Annotated in this window: 13 protein-coding genes and 1 pseudogene; 4 read left to right on the top strand and 10 right to left on the bottom strand. The window is 68.6% G+C overall.

Features of this window, described 5'->3' with window-relative positions:
* The first annotated feature begins 22 nt into the window (after nt 1-22).
* From ABNQ38_RS04075 to ABNQ38_RS04065, 3 genes are all read left to right on the top strand, one after another.
* Nucleotides 23-8,548, top strand: coding sequence for an RHS repeat domain-containing protein (locus tag ABNQ38_RS04075; RefSeq protein WP_377805821.1), 8,526 nt, complete (start codon nt 23-25; stop codon nt 8,546-8,548).
* Between the two features lie 109 nt (nt 8,549-8,657).
* Nucleotides 8,658-9,068, top strand: a complete 411-nt coding sequence (locus tag ABNQ38_RS04070; RefSeq protein ID WP_377805820.1) for a hypothetical protein — start codon at nt 8,658-8,660, stop codon at nt 9,066-9,068.
* A gap of 9 nt (nt 9,069-9,077) precedes the next feature.
* Nucleotides 9,078-9,368 (top strand): hypothetical protein, encoded by a 291-nt coding sequence (locus ABNQ38_RS04065; RefSeq protein WP_377805819.1) that lies wholly within the window; start codon nt 9,078-9,080, stop codon nt 9,366-9,368.
* A gap of 82 nt (nt 9,369-9,450) precedes the next feature.
* Here ABNQ38_RS04065 and ABNQ38_RS04060 read toward each other — a convergent pair whose 3' ends face one another.
* On the bottom strand, nt 9,451-9,684 hold the full coding sequence (locus ABNQ38_RS04060) for a hypothetical protein (RefSeq protein ID WP_377805818.1): 234 nt from the start codon (nt 9,682-9,684) through the stop codon (nt 9,451-9,453).
* 166 nt (nt 9,685-9,850) lie between these two features.
* Here ABNQ38_RS04060 and ABNQ38_RS04055 point away from each other — a divergent pair.
* Nucleotides 9,851-10,836 (top strand): annotated as a pseudogene (locus tag ABNQ38_RS04055) (IS481 family transposase); the annotation flags it as partial.
* Nucleotides 10,837-10,839: 3 nt separating this feature from the next.
* Here the strand turns inward: ABNQ38_RS04055 and ABNQ38_RS04050 are convergent.
* From ABNQ38_RS04050 to ABNQ38_RS04010, 9 genes are all read right to left on the bottom strand, one after another.
* A complete protein-coding gene (locus ABNQ38_RS04050; RefSeq protein ID WP_377806230.1) occupies nt 10,840-11,100 on the bottom strand; it encodes a hypothetical protein in 261 nt (86 codons plus the stop codon).
* Between the two features lie 109 nt (nt 11,101-11,209).
* Nucleotides 11,210-12,400, bottom strand: a complete 1,191-nt coding sequence (locus tag ABNQ38_RS04045) for an ABC transporter substrate-binding protein (RefSeq protein ID WP_377805817.1) — start codon at nt 12,398-12,400, stop codon at nt 11,210-11,212.
* Nucleotides 12,401-12,430: 30 nt separating this feature from the next.
* Entirely contained in the window at nt 12,431-13,153 is a 723-nt protein-coding gene (locus ABNQ38_RS04040; RefSeq protein WP_377805816.1) for an ABC transporter ATP-binding protein, read from the bottom strand.
* Nucleotides 13,146-13,898, bottom strand: a complete 753-nt coding sequence (locus ABNQ38_RS04035) for an ABC transporter ATP-binding protein (RefSeq protein ID WP_377805815.1) — start codon at nt 13,896-13,898, stop codon at nt 13,146-13,148. Before ABNQ38_RS04035 ends, ABNQ38_RS04040 begins: the two co-directional genes overlap by 8 nt.
* Nucleotides 13,895-14,923, bottom strand: a complete 1,029-nt coding sequence (locus ABNQ38_RS04030; RefSeq protein ID WP_377805814.1) for a branched-chain amino acid ABC transporter permease — start codon at nt 14,921-14,923, stop codon at nt 13,895-13,897. The genes ABNQ38_RS04035 and ABNQ38_RS04030 overlap by 4 nt, the downstream gene beginning before the upstream one ends.
* 3 nt (nt 14,924-14,926) lie before the next feature.
* On the bottom strand, nt 14,927-15,790 hold the full coding sequence (locus ABNQ38_RS04025; RefSeq protein ID WP_377805813.1) for a branched-chain amino acid ABC transporter permease: 864 nt from the start codon (nt 15,788-15,790) through the stop codon (nt 14,927-14,929).
* A 71-nt stretch (nt 15,791-15,861) separates the two neighbouring features.
* A complete protein-coding gene (locus ABNQ38_RS04020; RefSeq protein ID WP_377805812.1) occupies nt 15,862-16,836 on the bottom strand; it encodes a PDR/VanB family oxidoreductase in 975 nt (324 codons plus the stop codon).
* 41 nt (nt 16,837-16,877) lie between these two features.
* Entirely contained in the window at nt 16,878-17,645 is a 768-nt protein-coding gene (locus ABNQ38_RS04015) for a GntR family transcriptional regulator (protein WP_377805810.1), read from the bottom strand.
* Complete coding sequence (locus tag ABNQ38_RS04010; RefSeq protein ID WP_377805809.1) at nt 17,642-18,739, bottom strand: Rieske 2Fe-2S domain-containing protein; 1,098 nt, start codon at nt 18,737-18,739, stop codon at nt 17,642-17,644. The genes ABNQ38_RS04015 and ABNQ38_RS04010 overlap by 4 nt, the downstream gene beginning before the upstream one ends.
* Nucleotides 18,740-19,143: the final 404 nt, after the last annotated feature.

Here is a 19,143-nt window from a genome sequence, read left to right as displayed (position 1 = left end):
TCCGCCACAACAGGGGTGACCCATGCCGTCCGCTGCTCCCGCCAGCCAGGGCCCCACCATCCGCCCGTTCCAGATGGACTCGATCTCGCTGGGGCAGCTGGCCAACAGCGTCAACCTGTTCCGCGGCGACGTGACCTTGACCCAGCCCCTGTTCACGCTGCCGGGCCGCACCGACGATCAGGGGCTCGACGTGACGGTGGCCCTCTCCTACCAGAGCAACGTCGTACGGGCCGCGCAGAACTGGAACCGCGGCCAGCCCACCGGCGTGGCCGGCCTGGGCTTCGGCATCGGGCTGACCTGCATCGAGCTGGACGACGGCGATTCCCCTGTTCCGGGCCTGTGGAGCTACAGCTACACCCAGGGCGGCCAGCGCAACCAGTTGATCCGCGAGCCCTCCCCTCCCTTCCTGTTCACCCTGCCCGCCGGCGTCGCGACCGATCTCACGGCGACGCCCTCCGACACGGCGTCCCTCATCGCTGCCTTCGCCACCAACGGCATCGCCCTGTCCGCCGGTTCCACGGTCACGCTCCGAACGGACGGCACCGGCTACGACGTAGCCGACGACGAGCGCCGGCAACTGTTCCAGCTGGTGACGGCGGCGGACGGATCGCTCCAGGCCTTCGACGGCGGCCAGTCGTTCCAGCTCACCAACTACGCCTTCTGGAAGATTCTCTACTACCCGCCCTACGAGCGCTGGGTGGTGGTGATGGACTCCGGACAGGTCCAGTCCTTCGGCGGCGACGCCGGAACGCTCTCCGACGGGCGCCGCGCCTCCCTCGGCAACAGCATCGTCTGGGGCGTGCGCTGGACCACCGTAGCGGGGACGCCGTTATGGGCCGGGTCCAGCAGCCTGACGGACGGCCAGGCGCAGTTCCCCCGCGCCTGGTACTTGGAGAGCCTGCGGAACATCTGGGGCGACGCCGTCACCTATGCCTACAACGAGTTCGATCCCGCCCCGGAAACCGGCCTGATCCCCGGCTGCGAGCAGAGAGTCGGCAGCGACGCCGGCCGCATCTACACCAAGGCGATCTACCTGACCCGGATCACCGATGTGTTCGGCCGCCGCGCCGTCTTCTCCTACGGACAGAAGCTGTGGCGGGGCACTGGGCCGGCCGACATCCGTGAATATGCGGATCCGCACAAGGCGGTGCCGGACGACAGTCCGAACGCCTATCAGGACCGGTACGAGACGCGCTTTCTGTCGGGGATCGCTGTGACCGATGCAGCCGGCGGCCCGCTCTTCTCGGTCGAGCTGGTCTACCGGCCGCGCCCAGACGTTGAGGACGACGCGGCGGCGGTCGCCAACGTCACGCCGCAGGCGACATCGCCCGACCCGGGCGACCTGCTGGGCGATACCTACAAGCGCTACCTGACGGCCATCGTCATGCGCAACGCCAACGGGGAGGCGCTGCCCGGCATCCTGTTCGACTATTGCCTGACGCCCATCGACGCCGACGGCAGCGTCCCGGACGGCGAATCCCCCGGCGCGCTCGCGTCCGTGACCTATCCGCAGGGCGGCGTCGCCACCTACCGCTACGCGCGGCAATCGCTCACGCAATGCGACCGCAGGCAGGACGTCACGCCGCCCGTGGGCACCGGCGGCACCGTGCATGGCGGGATCCCCCGCTGCTGGTTCGGCGACGATTACGCGGTCACCTGCTGGTACGACGTCGGTGCCGGACAGCTGACGCTGCAGGTCTACAGCTGGGTCGGCAGCTGGCTGCTCTGGCAACCCGACGCCGACCAGCCGCTGATCTTCCAGAACATCTACGGGCTCGACCTGACGACCCTGGACGTCGCCGCCGGTTCCGACCATTTCGCGCTGTTCTTCGAGAACACGGACGGGTCGGAACTCTATCTTTTCCGCAAGGACGTCGGCCGGCCCGGCCAGTGGACGCAGGCGCCGCGGACGGCGGGGGCCGCCACCGGCCTGAACATGCCCACCCTCTCCTGGGACACGCCGCTGCCGCAGATCCTCGCCGGCATGGATTTTCTACTGTGCGTGAGCATGAGCGAGACCGGGGGGCCTTGCGGCTACCAGCGGATCACCTGGAACTGGGAAAGCCGCAGCTGGACCTTCGAGAGCCCCGGCGACGTGACGGGCTATGCCTATGTCGCGGCCGGGGCCGACTATTACGTGACGCTGGACGCGGCGACGGGCGTGCTGGCGCTCACGCATCTGGACGGGCGGCTGGCATGGGTCAGGTCGCAGGCGACGGTGACCTTGTCGTCGGCCGGCTTCCCGGTCGACTCCTACGACGCTGTCGCGCTGATGGCCGGTTCCTCGATGGTGGCCGTCAGCTGGCTGCGCGCCGCCTCACCCAACGTCACCGACTATTCGGTCCAGCTGGTCCAATGGGACGGAACCTACATGCTGCAGGCGCCGGCCGGTCCGTTCGATCTCAGCGACCTGCAGGATCCGAACTCACCCCTGAAGACCGGCTGGGTGCCGACCATCGTCGCCGACACCATGGTGGCCGTGGGCGGCAACCTGCTGCGCTTCAACGGGCAGTCCTGGTTGGCCAATTCCAACCTGTCCCCCGCAACGATGCCGGTCCCGCTGCAACTGCGCTACGCCTACGGGCCGGACTACGCGCTGCTGGTGACGGTGCGGTCGGACGGGCAGTCCGAGCCGACCGCGTCCGTCCTCGCCTTCGATCCCAACACCGACGGCGCAAGCGGGGCGTGGACCACCGCACCGAGCGCGCCCGGCTGCTCCCTGTCGGTGCCCGCTGCCCGCGGCACCACGGCGAACTGGCCGTCGGCCGGTCCCGACGATTATCTCGCCATCGGCCCCTACCTCTATTTCCGCGGCACCCTCAACAACTGGCAGGAGGTCGTCCGGCTCGCTCCGCTGGCCGACCTGCAGGCGCTAGCGGACCAGGCGGCGGGCGGCGTCGGCGCCACGACCCTGAACACCCAGTCCCTCATCGACGAGGCGCCGGACTTCCTGGCCTGCTGCCTCTACGACACCGATGATTCCACCGCCGCGCACGCCGCGGCCGTCCTGCTGAAGAACGGCCGCGTCGCCGGCACGGCCGAAATGCTGGCAGGACAGCGCCTGCCGATGCCGGGCGACGGCGGTGCCGCCGGTCCTGGCCAGACCGCCGCCGGCCCCGGCGCCTTCATCGCCTATCCCGACAGCGCCACCTCCTTCTCCGACGCCGACTCCTTCACTCTCTACCGCTGTGCGGGCGATGCCTTCCAGGGACCGATCAAGCATTTCGCGGTTGCCCAGCTGACGCTGACCGACGGGTTCGGCGGCCCCCCTTGGTCCAGCCTCTACGTGCAGGACGTCGCCACGGCGGCCTGCGACCCCACGGGCGACGTCGTCAAATACTACAAGACGACCGTATATCCGGGAACGGACGACATCGACGATGCCGCCTATGGGCGTGTGGAGGCGACCTACCTGAACGGCCTCCAGCTCGGGGAGAACGTCACGACCCGGTCCTGGTCGATGATGGACGGGCTGCAGCAGAGCCTTTCCGCCTATGATGCCGGAGGCACGTCGCTGGCCGAGACCAGCTATGGCTGGACGGTCATGACGCAGCGTGCCCTGTCGCCCGATGCCGCCGCGGATCCCGTCAACCTCTATGGCGGATACGTCCTCAAGACCAGCCAGCAACGTGTGATCGACGGGGTTCCCTGCACAACGACGACCGTCTATGTGCCGGACGGTCTGAAGGCGCCCTTCTCCGGCCAGCCCGTGCGCACCACGACGACCAGTTGGGACGGCCAGGGCCGGGAGATCGCCCTGACCACCACCACGCTGTACGGCTGCGAGGTGGTTGATGCGTTCCGCACGCTGAACATCCTGGACGCCCAGGCGCAAACGACGTCCAGCCGCGGTCTCGGCGGCGCCGACGCGGCCCAGACTCCGGCGGACCCGACCGTGACGCAGGCACAGGCGACCGTCTTCCGGTCCTGGCCCTCCGCCCTCGGGCCGGGCGTGATGGTGCCTGCCGAAGCCGCGCAATATTCCTGGACCGGTGGGCTGCCGGCCTCGTTCCCCTTCGCCGGATTCGATCCGGTGACGTCGAAAACCCCGGCCGGCTGGATCCCCGCCGGATTCACCACCACGCGCAGCCCATCCGGCATGGTGCTGGAAACCGCCGACGCCGCCGGGACCGTGTCCGCCACCCTGTTCGACACGCTGACCGCGCTGCCGGCGGCGCAGGTAACCAACGCCTCCTTCGTAAAGGGCCAGTGCGCCTTCTGGTCGCCCTCGCCGGATGTGGCGGGAGGCTTCACGGCGACCGGCATTGCCCTGCGGTCCGGCGACGGACATCTGGGCGACAGCTGCCTGGAGCTGCCGGCCGGCAGCGGCGCCACCGTGACCGCCAGCGTGACCGCGACCGTCACGCCGGCGCCGGGGACCGGCAGCTATCTGCTGGGATTCTGGTACAAGACCGCACCGGGCTTCCAGCCGGCGGACGGGGCCGGCTGGACCGCCACCGCCGGCGCGACGGCCCGGACGCTGCCCTTCACCGACACCGAGGGCGCCTGGATCTACCGCACGCTCGGCATTCCGGTCCTTGACGGGGCGTCGGTGACCGTGACCGCCACCAACACGGCCGGCGACGCGGTGCGGCTCGACGCCATGTTCGTGCAGCCCCTGGTCGCGGATCTGGAGGCGACCGTCTACGACCCGCGCTACGATCTGGAGCTGGCGTCGATGGATGCCGCCGGCAGGACGCGGCGCAGCGTTTACGACCGCTTCCAGCAGCAGATCGTCGAGGTCGATCCCTGCGAGGCCACGGTGAAGCTGACCCAGGGCTTCGCCTCGCGCCGCGGCAATGCGGATGAGACGTTCGATCCGGCGAGTCCCAATGCGCTGATCACGGTGGAACCGGCCGGCGGCGGCACGACCGCGCGCTTCCTGGCAGACGGCGACTGGCAGGCGCGCTGGCAGCCGGGCGGCGGAATCTGGACGGCGGAGGCCGGTCTGCTGACGCATGCGGCGGGACCGGCGGCGACCCTGGACTGGCGCGGCTGGGGCGGCACGACGCCTGCGGCCGCGGCCCTGCTGGTGGAATGGGTGCCCGCCAACCCGGTATCCGATAGCCCGCTCGCCGGACCGATCGCGATCACCTTCGGCGACGGCTGGGTGCTGTCCTACGATCCACAGCCCGCCGCGGGCTATGAACTGGCGGGCAACGGCGTGGCCCAGCCGCCGCTCGCCCGGCCGCCCGGCATGGCGGGCAGTTGGCTGCTGGTGATGGCCCGCGAACGCATCCTGTTCTTCGCCGACGGGCAGCTGCTGTTCAGCTTGGCGGCGCAGCCGGGCGACCTCGACGCCATCCGGATTTCCTCCGGGCCCAACGCGATCTCGATCCGCAGCCTGTCGCTGGTGGCCGAGCCGCGCCTGACCGTCCTGTACCAGGATGCGGCCGGCCGCTCCCACCAGTCGCAGCATCTGCTCGGCGACGACGCCATCGTCAGCGCCACGATCCACGACGCCCTCAACCGGGTCGTCGCCAGCACCAAGTCGGCGCCCGCCAGCTTCGGCGCCGATCCCGGCTATCAGCCCATGGCCTACCAGCCGCGCTTCATCGACGTCGACGCCTTCCTGGCCGCGCTGCGGACCAGCTGGCGCCTCGACGGCGCCCTGTCGGATTATTACGCCGGCCAGGGCACGGGCATGCAGCAGCGGTCCGACGACCAGGGCTATCCCTACCACGGCACCCGCCACCCGGCGGGTGCAGCGAAGCGGCCGGTGGAAGTGGGCCTGCCCGGCAAGCCCTACGCCATCCACGACATCGACACGACGTCCCCGGCGGACCGCCAGACCGTGCAGTACGCCTACGCCCCCAACACGGCCGACGGTGCCCTGCCGGCCGGACGCTATGGCTGCAAGACCGTCACGACGCCGCTGAAATCGGTCGCCACCGTCATCACCAACACCTCTGGCGACCAGATGGCGGCAACATTGTGCGGCAAGGACGGCGGCGACGCCGCAAGCTCCAACGCCTACGCTAATTACGCCGCGGACGCCGGCCGCACCGCGACGGTAAACCTGCCCAACTGCCAGACTCCCGGGCCGCAGTCGGGTTTCCTCAGCTACAGCGCGGAGACGCTGACCAATCCGCTCGGCCGGATCATCCGCAGGACCGACCCGTCGTCCGGCACCACGCTCTACATCTACGACGATTGCGGAAGGCTGCGGTTCGTGCAGCCGCCGCTCGACCCGGGCGAGGTTTACTTCGTCTATCACCGGTACGACGCACTGGGCCGGCTGCTGGAGCAGGGCACCGTCAACCAACCCTGGGATCCGGCGGCGCTGCAAGCGGCGGCCGAGGACGTTGCTTGGCCGGGCACCGACGTGCCGCACACGCCCTGGCTGACCCTGCGCTATGACGGAAACGGCGACGAGCCGACGGAGATCGGCCAGAAAATCGAGACGGTTGCGGTCAATCCGGCCCCGACGGGCGATCCCGACGCAGGGACGGTGACGGTGACCGAGCGCTTCACTTACGACGGGGCCGGCCGCGTCGCGGGCGTGACGCAGACGGTCGACGGGATCCTTCAGGCAGAAGGCACGATCGCCTACGGCTACAACGCCCTGGCCGACGTCGTCTCGATCCTCTACCCCGCCGGTTCGCCGCTCGCCCAGGCCGTCTACGGCTATGACGAGCGCGGCAAGGTGGTGACCATCGGCAGCGCCGCCGGCACGCCGGACGACATCGCGGCCTTCACCTACACCTGCGACGGCGAGGTGGTCACGGTCGCGCGCAACCGCGGCAGGCTCCAGGCCTCGTTGCGCTACGGCTCGCCCGGCTGGGTCGAGGCCCTGGAGATCCGGAGCAATGGGGCGCAACGGGCCCTCTTCGCCGCAACCTACGGCTACGACGCCCAGGGGTCGGTGACCGCACGCCGGATCGCCTTCCCGACGGTGGGGCCGGCCGGGACCGAGTGCAACACCGCCTACCGCTATGACGGGCAGCGCCGGCTGGTCGCGGCCACGGCGACCGACGGCTTCGGTGCCGCCGTCCCCGGCACCGAAACCATCGACCTGTACGACCCCAACGGTAACATCTGGACGGCGACGCTCAACGGCGCCCAGGATTCATACACGCTGGCCTTCGGATCCGACCGGCTGGCCACGGCCACGCTGGGCGGCAGCGAGACGGGCTTCACCTACGCCGCCGACGGCTGGCTGGTGACCGGCGACGGACTCACGCTGGAGCACAGCGCGGCCTTCCAGCTGACCACGCGCGTCGCATCCGACGGGGGCGCGGCGGTCCGGTTCGCCTATGGCGGCCAGGGTCAGCGCGTGGTGCGGCAACTGCGCGGCGATACCGGCGGTGCCGGCGTCTCCTACAGCGGCATCGGCCGGGTTCCCCTGCTGGCGGTTGGGGCCGACGGCACGCCCGTCGCCACGGTGGCCGGCCCCGGCGGGGTCCTGGCCGTGGTCGCTCCGGACGGACCGCTGTTCCCGCTGACGGACATGCAGGGCACCGTCTGGGGCGCCGTCGACGACCAGGACCGGCTCGCGGCCTGGTGCAATTTCGGACCGTTCGGCGAGCCGCTGAGCGCCCAAGGCCCGGCGGCGGCCCGGATCGGCTACACCTTCCTGGGCCAGCGCCTGGACGCCGCGACCGGCCTCTACCACTTCGACAGCCGGCTCTACGCACCCCGGCTGCGGCGCTTCCTCAGCCCGGACCCGGCCGGGCAGTTCCCGAGCCCCTACATCTTCGTCGGCAACGCCCCGGTGTCGATGACGGACTCCGACGGCGCCATGGCCGGCTGGGCGCAGGCGCTGCTGGACGGGCTGACCATTGCGGCGCTGGTCGTCGGGGCGGTTCTCACGGACGGGGCGGACACGCCGGCGCTGATCGCCGCGTCGGAGGGAATGGCCGACGAGGAGGCCGCGAGCGGAGCCCTGGACGCGGCGAAGGCGGCCGGCAAGGCCGCGGGGGACGCCCCCGGCAAGCGAACGCCCAAGCCAATGTCGCGCTCCGAGTTCTTCGCCCGACGCACCGGCGCCACGGCGGTCAAAGGAGCGGTGGGCGGGGCCAAGTCCTACTCCAAGGACAGCGGCCAGAACTTCAACGCCAAGGGGCTGTTCGAATCGATTGCCATCGGCGCCACCGCCGGGGCGGTGCGCGGGGCGCTCGGCGGTGTCGTCGACCTGCCAGCCTTCGCGCCCGGCAAGAGCGGAAATGTGACCGGCAAGGCCGCCAAATATGCCGCGCGCTATGCAGCCAAGGGCATCGCCACCGCCGTCGGGAACGAGGTGTCGCAGATGCTCACCAACGCCCAGCAACATGAGCCCTGGAGCCAGAACATGGCGAAAACGGCAATCGCCGGCTTCGTGTCCGGCGCCGGTTTTGCCGCCGCGGGCGATGCCTCGAAAGTCCTCAACGGGAAGTACGGCCCGCAGATTGAACAATTCAAGGCCAAGGCCAAGGCCGGTGCCGGCACGGCAGCGAGGGGGATCGGCACGGCCCTGTGCGGCACTGCATCGGCCCTGTCAGCCAGCTACCAGACGTCGAGCCTTTTGAAGGACCTATCCACGGGGGCGATGGTCGGAGGCGGCGCCTAGGCAATGTCTGGCGGGCACCGTAAACTTGCCGGTTCTGTCAGCGCTCGCGCCAACTTGGTTGACGGCGCGGGGCTGACGTCGAGGATCACCTCCCCTCCGGAGTTGACCAATGCGCTGCCCACACTGCCACTCGATCAGGACGACGGAGCGTTCGGATCGGACGACCCACGACTACCGTCGTTTCCGCTGCCTGGAGTGTGGGCGCGGTTTCAATGAGCGCACCGGCTCGGTGCTGAACCGGCTGCAATTGCCTTCCGACGTCGTCTTCCTGATCGTGCTGTGGCGGCTCCGATTCAAGCTGAGCCTGCGCGGTCTCGCCGAAATCCTGCTCCTGCGTGGCTTGGTCTTCTTGCACGAGACGGTGCACGACTGGGAGACCAAACTGGCATCATTGCTCCCCGATACCCTGCGGCAGCGCCGGAGAGCCCGATGCGTCGTGGGCGGACTGTTCGGCGACCGCCTGACCGCCGGCCATCAGGCCGGACGGCTGTGCCTGTCGATCCTGTGCGTGCCCGCCTGAATAGCCGCGGTGGCGCTGGCGGCGGCAACCGGCAATCCATGGCTGGCTCTGGCAGCATTCGGCATTTCCGACTTCTTCAGCAGCGTGCTGAACTGCATCGGTCCGACCGGGGTGGCATTGGAGACAGACCATGTGTTCGGCGATCCCACCGCCTTGCCCCGGTCGATGACAGTGATCGCCCTGCCTGCAATCCTGTTGGGTGAACTGTTCGCCCATGTCGCCCGTGCGCCGTTCCGACGCACCCACGCGGCATTCGGCGAACCGATCGGTGGCAAGGTTATCCCCGTTTCCCGGAGATGAGCACGTTGTCCATCCGCCGGCCATGCCTCACCATTGCAACCTCCTCTCCCCCCACCATGCAAGACACCGACGGCGTGCCCCGTCAGTGCGTGTGAGGACGGGAGAGCGCGCAGTCGGGGTTCAGGCGGACGCCGAAGCTCGGCTGGTCCGGAACCTTCAGCCGGCCGTTGACGGGAACCGGCTCGTCGAGAAGCAGCGGGTTGAACATCGGCACCACGGTGTCAGCCTTCGGCGCCATCATCAGGAACTCGGCGAACGGGCTGTTGTGGCGCGTCACGACGAAGTGATAGCTGTAGACGCTCGATCCGTGCGGCACGACCAGTGTGTTGTGGGCGCATGGTCAACTTGGAGGCGATGCCATCAAGCACTCGCCTGCCAAGCCCATCGTAGAAAAACGCAACTGTAATGCTAATTCATCTTGTGCGCGGCTAGATGTTTAGTCCCGGCATTTGATGGTGCATCCTACGTGCAGGACTGGAGGGATGCACTATGGGCCAAGAGTACTCCATAGGAGCGCCACGACGACAGAGGCGATCCGTCGAGCGATACAACATAGTCAAGAGAGCCTGAAGGCTCTGGCAAAGCGCTACGGGATCAACCCGAAGACCGTTGCCAAGTGGAAAGCGCGGCCCACGGTAACCGACAAGAAGACCGGTCCCAAGGCACCTCGTTCGACGGTGCTGTCGGTGGAAGAAGAGGCAGTCGTCGTCGCTTTCCGGCGCTATACCCTGCTGCCGCTCGATGACTGCCTCTATGCCCTGCAGCCGAGAATCCCCCACCTGACCCGGTCTTCACTGCACCGCTGCCTGCAGCGCCATGGCATTGCCCGCCTGCCTGATGTCGAAGGAGACAAGCCGGTCCGCAGGAAGTTCAAGGCCTATCCCATCGGCTTCTTCCATATCGACATCGCCGAGGTTCGGACCGAACAGGGCAAGCTGCACATGTTCGTCGCCATCGATCGAACGTCGAAGTTCGCCTTCGTCGAACTGCATGAGACGGCGACGACAGCTACCTCTAGGGACTTCCTGCTGCGCCTGATCGCTGCCGTCCCCTACAAGATCCACACGGTGCTCACCGACAACGGCATCCAGTTCACCACACCGGGCGGCGGCGGATCGGCCGTCTCCTTGATCAAGGAAGCCATCGCTAAGGGCGAGCGCTTCCGGGCCCATGCCTTCGAACTTACCTGTGCGCGTCACGACATCGACCACCGCACGACCAAGCCCAAGCACCCGTGGACCAACGGCCAGGTCGAGCGCATGAACCGCACCCTCAAGAACGCTACGGTCAAGCGCTTCTACTACGAAAGTTCCGGCAACACCTCACCGACTTCGTGGCCGCCTACAACTTCGCACGTAGGCTCAAGACCCTGAAGGGGCTGACACCATACGAGTTCGTCTGCAGAGCTTGGCGCAAAGACCCCTCCAGCTTCACCGAAAACCCGCACCATCAAACGCTGGGACTAAACATCCTAGTTGACGGTGCCCGGTCCGCGGAGTCGGATGAACACCTCATCCAGGAAACACTTGGCGCCCGGCTTGGGCCGGCGACGCCTGAGGGTGTTGGCGAAGTCGCGCCCGAACCGGAGGCCCCACTCGCGGATGGTCTCGTAGCTGACCTCGATGCCCCGCGCCGCAAGGATCAGTTCGACTTCCCGCAGGCTCAAGCTAAAGCAGTGGTACAGCCACACCGCTTCGCTGATGATCTCGGACGGAAAGCGGAAACCGGACAAGGATCGGACGCCGTGCTCATGCTCAGCAACCCGCCATGCCGGAGCAGCAAACGCCAACCTAACAACGCCCTTCGGGTCAATTCCGATCGCCCAAGGCCGGCCGGCGGCGTCAGCCGCCCTTGCCGGGATCCTTCACCGCGGCGACCTTGTCGAACTCGACGTTCATCAGCTCGCCATCCTGCCGTTCGACCCTGCGAATGTAGATGTCCTGGACGATGTCGCGGGTGTCGGCGTCGATGGTGACCGGACCGCGCGGGCTGGTCCAACTCATGCCCTTGGCGGCGGCGACGAAGCTGTCGCCGTCGGCCTTGCCGCCGGTCTTCTTTAGCACCTCATAGACCAGATGCATGCCGTCCCAGCCGCCGACCGACATGAAATTGGGGCGCAGGCCACCGTTCGCCTTGCGGAACGCTTCGACATAGGCCTTGTTCTCCGGCGAGGGGTGGGCGGCTGAGTAGTAGTGCGCGGTCACGGTGCCGATCGCGGCATCGCCTATCGCCGGCAGGATGTCGTCGTCCGTGACGTCGCCGGTGGCGAGCAGCCGCACCCCGGCCTTGGCCAGACCGCGCTCGGCGAACTCCTTCATGAAGGAGGATCCCTCGCCCGAGGGCACGAAGGCGAAGATCGCGTCGGGGGCGGTGTCCTTGGCGCGCTGCATGAAGGGACCATAGTCGGGGTTCTTCAGCGGGATGCGGACGTCGCCGACCACTGTGCCGCCGGACGCGGCGAGGCGCTGCTTGAAGACGGTTTCCGCATCGATGCCGGGGCCGTAGTCGGTTACCATCGAATACATCTTGACGGCGCCGTTTTTCGCTGCCCATTGGGCGATGGTCGCGGCCGACTGCGGCAGGGTGCCCGACGTGCGCAGGATGTAGGGCGACTTGGTGGTGATGACGGAGGAGGCCGCCGCCATGACGATCATCGGCGTCTTCGCCTGCTCCGACACCGGGGCGGCCGACAGCGCCAGCGGGGTCAGCCCGAAGCCGGCGAGGACGGACACCTTCTCCTTCACCACCAGCTCCTGGGCCAGACGCTTGGTCATGTCGGGCGCCACGCCGGTGTCGTCCTTGACGATCACCTCCACCGTGCGGCCGGCGACACTGTCGCCGTTGACTTGCTGGTAGAGCTTGACCGCCGCCTCGATCTGCTTGCCGGTCGAGGCGAAGGGGCCGGACATCGGCAGGATCAGGCCGATCTTCACCGGGTCGGCCGCCAGCGCGGGCGATCCCGCCAGCATCGTCCCGGCCACCGTACCCAGCACGGCCGCCGCAGTCAGATTCCGCAGCACAGACGTCATCATGAACCTCCCCAGTCTTATTGGATGTTGTTTCTAGGCCGCCTTGGCGGCGACGCGCATGCCGACATAGCGTTCCAGCGTGGCGTGGTCCTGCCCCAGCGCTGCCGAGGCCGCCCGGTGGACGATCCGCCCGCGTTCCAGCACGATGGCCTCGCGGGTCAGCCCCAGCGCGATGTGGGCGTGCTGCTCCACCAGGATGATGGCGAGACCCTCGCGCTCCACCATCAGGCGGATGGCGGCGGACAGCTCCTCGACGATCACCGGGGCCAGCCCCTCCAGCGGTTCGTCCAGCAGCACCAACGCCGGGTTCAGCATCAGCGCCCGGCCGATCGCTAGCATCTGCTGCTCGCCGCCCGACAGTTGGGACCCCAGGTTGCTCCGCCGCTCGCGCAGGCGCGGGAACAGCTCGTGCACGCGGGCGAGCGTCCAGGGGCCGCGCCGCGCCGCCACCGTCAGGTTCTCCTCCACCGTCAGGGAGGGGAAGATGTCGCGTTCCTGCGGAACCCAGCCGAAGCCGGCGCCGGGCCGCAGATGCGGGGCGAGCCGTTCCACCGGCAGGCCGCGCAGGGCGATGCTGCCGCCGCGGCGCAGCGTGTGCCCCATCAGCGTGGCGAGCAGGGTCGATTTGCCCATGCCGTTGCGGCCGAGCAGGGCCAGCGCGCCGCCCTCCTCCAGCTCGAACGACACCTCGTCCAGCACCGACGCGTCGCCGTAGCCGGCGCTCAGCGAGCGGACGCTCAGCAGCGGTTCAGACATGACCGGCACTCCCCAGATAGACCCGCTGGACCTCTGGGTTCTCCGCGATCTCGGCCGGTGTGCCGTGGCACAGCACCTGCCCGCTGACCAGCACGGTGATGCGGTCGGCGAAGCGGAAGACGAGGTCCATGTCGTGCTCGATGAACAGGATGGCGAGGTCGCGCGGCAGGCCGGCGATCACCTCGAACAGTTCGGCGCTCTCCCGCGCCGGGACGCCGGCCGCCGGTTCGTCCAGCAGCAGCACCCGCGGCTCGCAGGCCAGCGCCAGCGCGATCTCGACCAGCCGCTGCCGGCCATAGGCCATTTCCCGCGTCGGCCGTTCCGCATCGGGGCCGAGGCCGAGCCGGTCGAGCAGGGCATGCGCCTCGTCGATGGCGTCGGTGCGGCGGCTCAGCCGTGACAGCCAGCTCCGCGTCAGCCCGCGCCGCTCGCACACCGCCAGCGTCACCGATTCCAGCGGCGTCAGCGCCGGGAACAGGCTGTTGATCTGGAAGGTCCGCACCAGCCCGCGCCGCACCCGCTCGGCCGGGGTCGCGTGGGTGATGGTGGCGCCGTGCAGGCGGATCGCGCCGGCGCTCGGCCGCAGCAGGCCGGTCAGCAGGTTGATCAGCGTCGTCTTGCCGGCGCCGTTCGGCCCGATCAGCGCGTGGCGCGCGCCCACCGGCAGGTCGAGCGAGACATTGCGCGTCGCCAGCAGCGCGCCGAAATTGACCGACAGGCCCTCGGTCGACAAGGCGGCGGTCATGGTGTGCCTCCCTTGCGGAAGCGGGCGGCGATGGCGGCAATCCCGCCGATGATGCCGCCGCGGGCAAACAGCACGACCAGCACCAGCATCAAGCCCAGCCAGAAGAACCAGTATTCCGGGTTGGCCGCCGCCAGCTGGTCGCGGACGATCATGAAGACCGCCGCCCCGATGAAGGCGCCGTAGAGATGTCCCGCCCCGCCCAAGATCAGCATGATCAGCACCTCGGCAGAGCGCTGGAAGCCCAGGACCTCGACCGACACGAACTCGGTGGTCTGGGTCAGCAGTGCACCGGCCACCCCGGCCAGAGCGGCGGACACGGTGTAGATCAACGCGCTGTGCCAACGCAGCGGCGCGCCGATGGCGACCATCCGCCGAGTGTTCTCGCGCATGCCCTGCAAAGCCAGCCCGAAGGGGGAGGACACCAGCCGGCGGGCCAGCAGGAAGCCGGCGAAGGCCACGGCGAGGCTGTAGCCGAAGGCGGTCCGCCCCCACATGTCCATCGAGAACAGCCCAAACAGCGGGTCGAGAGCGATGCCCTGCAGGCCGTCGTCGCCGCCGGTGACGGCGTAGCCCTTCACCGCCGCCTCGTGCAGCACCAGCGAGACGCCGAGCGTCACCATCAGTAGCGCGATCCCGCGCACCCGGACGATAATAAAGCTGAGGGCGAAGCCGAGCAGCCCGGCCAGCGCGCCGGACAGCAGAAGCCCGCTGACCGGCTCGCCCCAGCCATGACGCGCCAGCAGGCCGGCGGCATAGGCGCCGACGCCAAAGAAGGCGGCATGGCCGAGCGAGACGATGCCGCCATAGCCGAGCAGCAGGTCGAGCGACAGGGCGAACAGCCCGGCGATCAGCACCTGCGACGCCAGCACCAGATCGTCGGGGACGAGCAGCGGGCAGCTCGCAACCGCCAGCCAGAACAGGATCTCGTGCCAGCACCAGCGGCTGCGCCGCTCCAGCCGGCTGACCGGACGGCCGCGGGAGGCGTGGCCGGATGCCGGCGGGGACTCCAAGGGAAGCGACACCATCGGCTACCTCCGCCCGAACAGGCCGGCGGGGCGCCACAGCAGCAGCGACACCATGACGGCGTAGATGATGAAGGCACCGACCTCCGGCACGTAGTATTTGCCGCCGACGTCGAAGACGCCGAGCAGCAGTGCCGCGATCAGCGATCCCTTGATCGAGCCGAGGCCGCCGACGGCGACGACGATCAGGAAATAGACCATGAACTTGATCGGGAAGCCGGGGTCGAGCCCGATCAGGTTGATGCCGACCGCGCCGCCCAGACCGGCCAGTCCGCTGCCGGCCATGAAGGTCAGGCTGAACACCCGGTTGACGTTGATGCCGCAGCCCTGGGCCATGCGCGGGTTGTCGACGGCGGCACGGATCATCGCGCCGAAGCGGGTGCGCTCGATCCCCAGCACCAGGGCGGCGGTGACGGCGATGCCGACCAGGATCAGGAACAGCCGGTAGACGCCGATGTCGATGCCGGCCACCGTCCACTGGCCGGTCAGATAGTCGGGTATCCGCACCGGCTGCTGGCCCGGCCCCCAGACATAGGTCGCCCCCGCCACCGCCATGAAGACGAGGCCGATGGTCAGCAGCACCTGATCCAGCTCGCCCGCCCGGTAGAGCCGGCGGTACAGCACCCGCTCCAGCACGAAGCTGACCGCCGCGACCGCGACGAAGGCGATCGGCAGCGTCAGCAGGAAGGGCACCCCCGCCTTGTTCATCAGCGTCGTCGCGACATAGCCGCCCAGCATCGCGAAGGCGCCGTGCGCCAGATTGGCGAAGCCCATCAGCCCCATCGTCACCGACAGGCCGACCGAGATCACGAACAGCAGCATCCCATAGGCAAGGCCGTTGAACAGCACATTGCCCAGACTGACCATCATGGCCGTCCCCTCCCCTTTTTCGACTTGAACAGGCGCCGCCCCCGTTCCGGGATTCGGTCAGGCGCCGGCACTCACACGCTGCGATCCGCCGTGTCGATGGTGATGCCGCCCTGCACCGCACGCGACACGCAGGTGCACATCCGCTTGCCCTCGTCCTTCTGGCGGTCGCTGAAGAAGACGTCGCGATGATCCAGGGCGCCGTCGACCTCCAGCACCGTCACGGTGCACAGCCCGCACTCGCCGCGCCGACAGTCGGAGATCATCGCCACGCCGGCCGCCTCCAGCGCGTCCAGCATGGTCCGGTTCTGCGGCACCTGCACCTCCAGACCCAGGCGGGGGATGCGGACGGTAAAGGACTCCGCCGCGAAGCGGCCGGTGTTGCCGAAGGTCTCGAAGCGCAGGTTGGCGGCAGGCCGGCCGCTGTCGCACCACAGGCGGCGGACGGCGTCGAGCAGGCCGATTGGACCGCAGACATACAGCTCGCCGTCGGGCGCCAGCGCCGCCACGGCGCCCGGCAGGTCGGGCCGTTGCCCCTCCTCCTCGACGGCGACCTCCAGCCGGTCGCCGATCCGCTCGCGCAGCTCGTCGGCGAAGGCGAGATCGCCGCGCGAACGGCAACCGTAGAGCAGGCGGAACTCCGCCCCTTTCTCGGCAAGCGCCAAGGCCATGCTGTAGATCGGCGTGATGCCGATGCCGCCGGCGACCAGCAGATAGTCCGGCCGGCCATGGGCCAGCGGGAACAGATTGCGCGGCGGCGTGATCGACAGCCGGGCGCCGGGGGCCAGCGACCACAGATAGGCCGACCCGCCGCGGCTCTGCGGCATGCGCTTCACCGCGATTCTGTATACAGAGTCGCGGCAGGGCCCGACGACGGAGTAGGAACGGGTGTCCGGCCGCTCATTGATCCGGACCGCTACGCCGATGTGGCTTCCCGGCGGCGGCGGCTCGAACCATCCCCCGGGCTCAATGTCGAGCAGGCGGATGTCGTCGGCGATGTCGGCCACCGAGCGCAGCCGGGCGTCACGCCAGTCGGATTCAGTGGGCATATCGGGTCTCCACGCGATAGGCGGATGAAGAAATGCGGGGATCAGGCGCGTTCGCGTTGGCGGATCAGCGACGCGCCGGGAATCCGGTGGCGCTGCTGCTGGTTCGACAGGGCGATCTGCAGGTTGCGCTGGGCGATGCGGGAATGCTCGCGCGCCAGCGCCTCAGCCCGGCCGCCCTCGCCATGCTCGATCGCCTCCAGGATGGAGCGGTGATGCTCCTGCGCGATCGACAGGATCTCCCGCGATTCCGGCAGCTCCGACTGGACGAAGACGAAGGCGTTGGGCGAGGCGAAGGGCAGATGTAGGATGCGCTCGATCGACCGCTTCAGCACCGCGCTCGCCGCCAGTTCCACCAGCAGGCTGTGGAAGCGGTCGTTGAGCCGGATATAGTCCGAAAAGTCATCCATGCTCAGTTCGCGCCGGCGGATCAGCGCATCCAGGCTGCCGACGCAGTCGCGGATCTCCGCCAGTTCGGCGCGGTCCGGCCGGCGTTCGGCGGCGCGGCGGGCGGCCATGCCTTCCATCGTGCCGCGCAGCTCGATGGAATCGGCGATATCCTGGTCGCTGAACTCGCGGACCACGAAGCCGCCGGTGGCGAGGCAATCCACCAGCCCCTCCTCCTCCAGACGGACCAGCGCCATCCGGATCGGGGTGCGCGAGACGCCCAGCCGCTCGACGATGTTCAGCTCCGCGACGCGCTCGCCCGGCGGCAGTTCGCCGTTCAGCACCATCTCGCGCAGTTTCAGCAGCGCCTTGACCGTCTGGGCGTTACGCGGCTTGTCGTCCGCGACGGCGGAGCCGGCGGTCATTCCGCCGCCATGCGGGACTTGGGTTGGGGCTGGGGCGCCGCGCCGTTTTCCGCCGCGATCATCCCGTCGATCAGCCGGCGGGCCCACAGGGCGCCCGCGTCGATGTTGAGGTTGTAGAAGGGTTGGCGCCGGTTGTGATCGATGGCCCTCTGCTGCGCCTCCAGCACGGCGTGGTCCTGGTCGTAAACGCCGCGCCCGTCGTTGACATGGGCAAGGTTGAGCTGTCTGGTCAGCTCCGCATCGTCAGTGCGGTAGGTGCGGACGAAGTTCCAGAAATAATGGCAGCTCGTCTCGCTTTCCGGCGTGATCGCGGCGAGGAAGCAGCCGTTGACCCCCTGCGAGCGGTCGCCGGCGCGGGCACCGGTCCCGGTCAGCGCCACGCCGACGTCGCCGACCACAATCGACGGCGCCTGGAACAGGATGATCTGCCAGCGGTCCACCCGGCCGCTGCGGCCGGTCGACGCCAGTTGACGGGCCCAGAAGGGCGGCGGCTCGATGTCCTCCATCCAGCGCTCCACCGTCGCGGTGCGGTCGGTATGAGTGACCTCGAACGGGGTGCGGGTGATGGCATCGTCGCCGATGCTGCCGGCATGGACATAGGTCTCGTGGGTCAAATCCATCAGATTGTCGGTGACCAGCCGGTAATCGCATTTCAGGCTGTAGAAGGTGCCGCCCTCGCCGACCCAGTCGGTGCCGTCATTCCAGTGGAAGTCGGGAATGCGGTCGGGATCGGCCAGCGCCGGATCCCCCATCCAGGTCCAGACCAGCCGGTGCCGCTCGACCACCGGGAAGCTCCGCACGCAGGCCGACGGGTTGATGGTTTCCTGCGCCGGCATGTGGGTGCAGCGCCCGCCGGCGTCGAACACCAGCCCGTGATAACCGCAGACGACCTGATCGCCGTCCAGCCGGCCGAGCGACAGCGGCAGCAGCCGGTGCCAGCAGGCATCCTCCAGCGCCGCGACCTCGCCGGTCGTGCGGCGGTACAGCACGATGTCCTTGCCGCAGATCGTCCGCGCCGTCAGTGCATGCCCGATCTCGTGGCCCCAGGCTGCGGCGTACCAGGAATTCATGGGAAATGGCTTGGCGTCCGACACCGGCTCCTCCCTCTTCGCCTTTCAGCGTCTCTGGCCCTGTGGTGGCTTGCCTCGGGAAAGAGTATAGTATCACCGATTGTTGTATACAACTGATCATTCGCAGACAAAATAATTATGGATATTCCTTGGGTTTGCGCGGGTCTCTGCTCCGCCCCACCGTTGGAACTGTTCAATTATGTATCCAAAGCCGGATTTTGCGCTTCGGCCGCCGCCCGTCGCGGGGTCGCATGACCGCTCCGCTGTGGATAATCGGTTCGCCCACGCCAGTCGTGGGAGGGCGTTGCGGCGGACCGGCGACTGATCGGGCGCACCCTGCGCCCAGGGTCTGCCAGCCCAGAAGGTCGAGGCCGTGGTCGGCCGCAAGGTCATGACCATCATGACCAGCGTGGACATGCCGGCCATCC

It is taken from the genome of Azospirillum sp. A29, from assembly GCF_042604625.1.
GTDB lineage: Bacteria > Pseudomonadota > Alphaproteobacteria > Azospirillales > Azospirillaceae > Azospirillum > Azospirillum palustre.
Note: the sequence above shows the minus strand (reverse complement) of the source record. Positions and strands in the feature narration are given on the sequence as shown.

Excerpts from the sequence above, each read along its gene's own strand:
- ABNQ38_RS04015 (WP_377805810.1), bottom strand. The coding sequence starts at position 17,645 with ATGACCGCCGGCTCCGCCGTCGCGGACGACAAGCCGCGTAACGCCCAG.
- ABNQ38_RS04070 (WP_377805820.1), top strand. The coding sequence starts at position 8,658 with ATGCGCTGCCCACACTGCCACTCGATCAGGACGACGGAGCGTTCGGAT.
- ABNQ38_RS04025 (WP_377805813.1), bottom strand. The coding sequence starts at position 15,790 with ATGATGGTCAGTCTGGGCAATGTGCTGTTCAACGGCCTTGCCTATGGG.
- ABNQ38_RS04075 (WP_377805821.1), top strand. The coding sequence starts at position 23 with ATGCCGTCCGCTGCTCCCGCCAGCCAGGGCCCCACCATCCGCCCGTTC.
- ABNQ38_RS04030 (WP_377805814.1), bottom strand. The coding sequence starts at position 14,923 with ATGGTGTCGCTTCCCTTGGAGTCCCCGCCGGCATCCGGCCACGCCTCC.
- ABNQ38_RS04045 (WP_377805817.1), bottom strand. The coding sequence starts at position 12,400 with ATGATGACGTCTGTGCTGCGGAATCTGACTGCGGCGGCCGTGCTGGGT.
- ABNQ38_RS04040 (WP_377805816.1), bottom strand. The coding sequence starts at position 13,153 with ATGTCTGAACCGCTGCTGAGCGTCCGCTCGCTGAGCGCCGGCTACGGC.
- ABNQ38_RS04020 (WP_377805812.1), bottom strand. The coding sequence starts at position 16,836 with ATGCCCACTGAATCCGACTGGCGTGACGCCCGGCTGCGCTCGGTGGCC.
- ABNQ38_RS04035 (WP_377805815.1), bottom strand. The coding sequence starts at position 13,898 with ATGACCGCCGCCTTGTCGACCGAGGGCCTGTCGGTCAATTTCGGCGCG.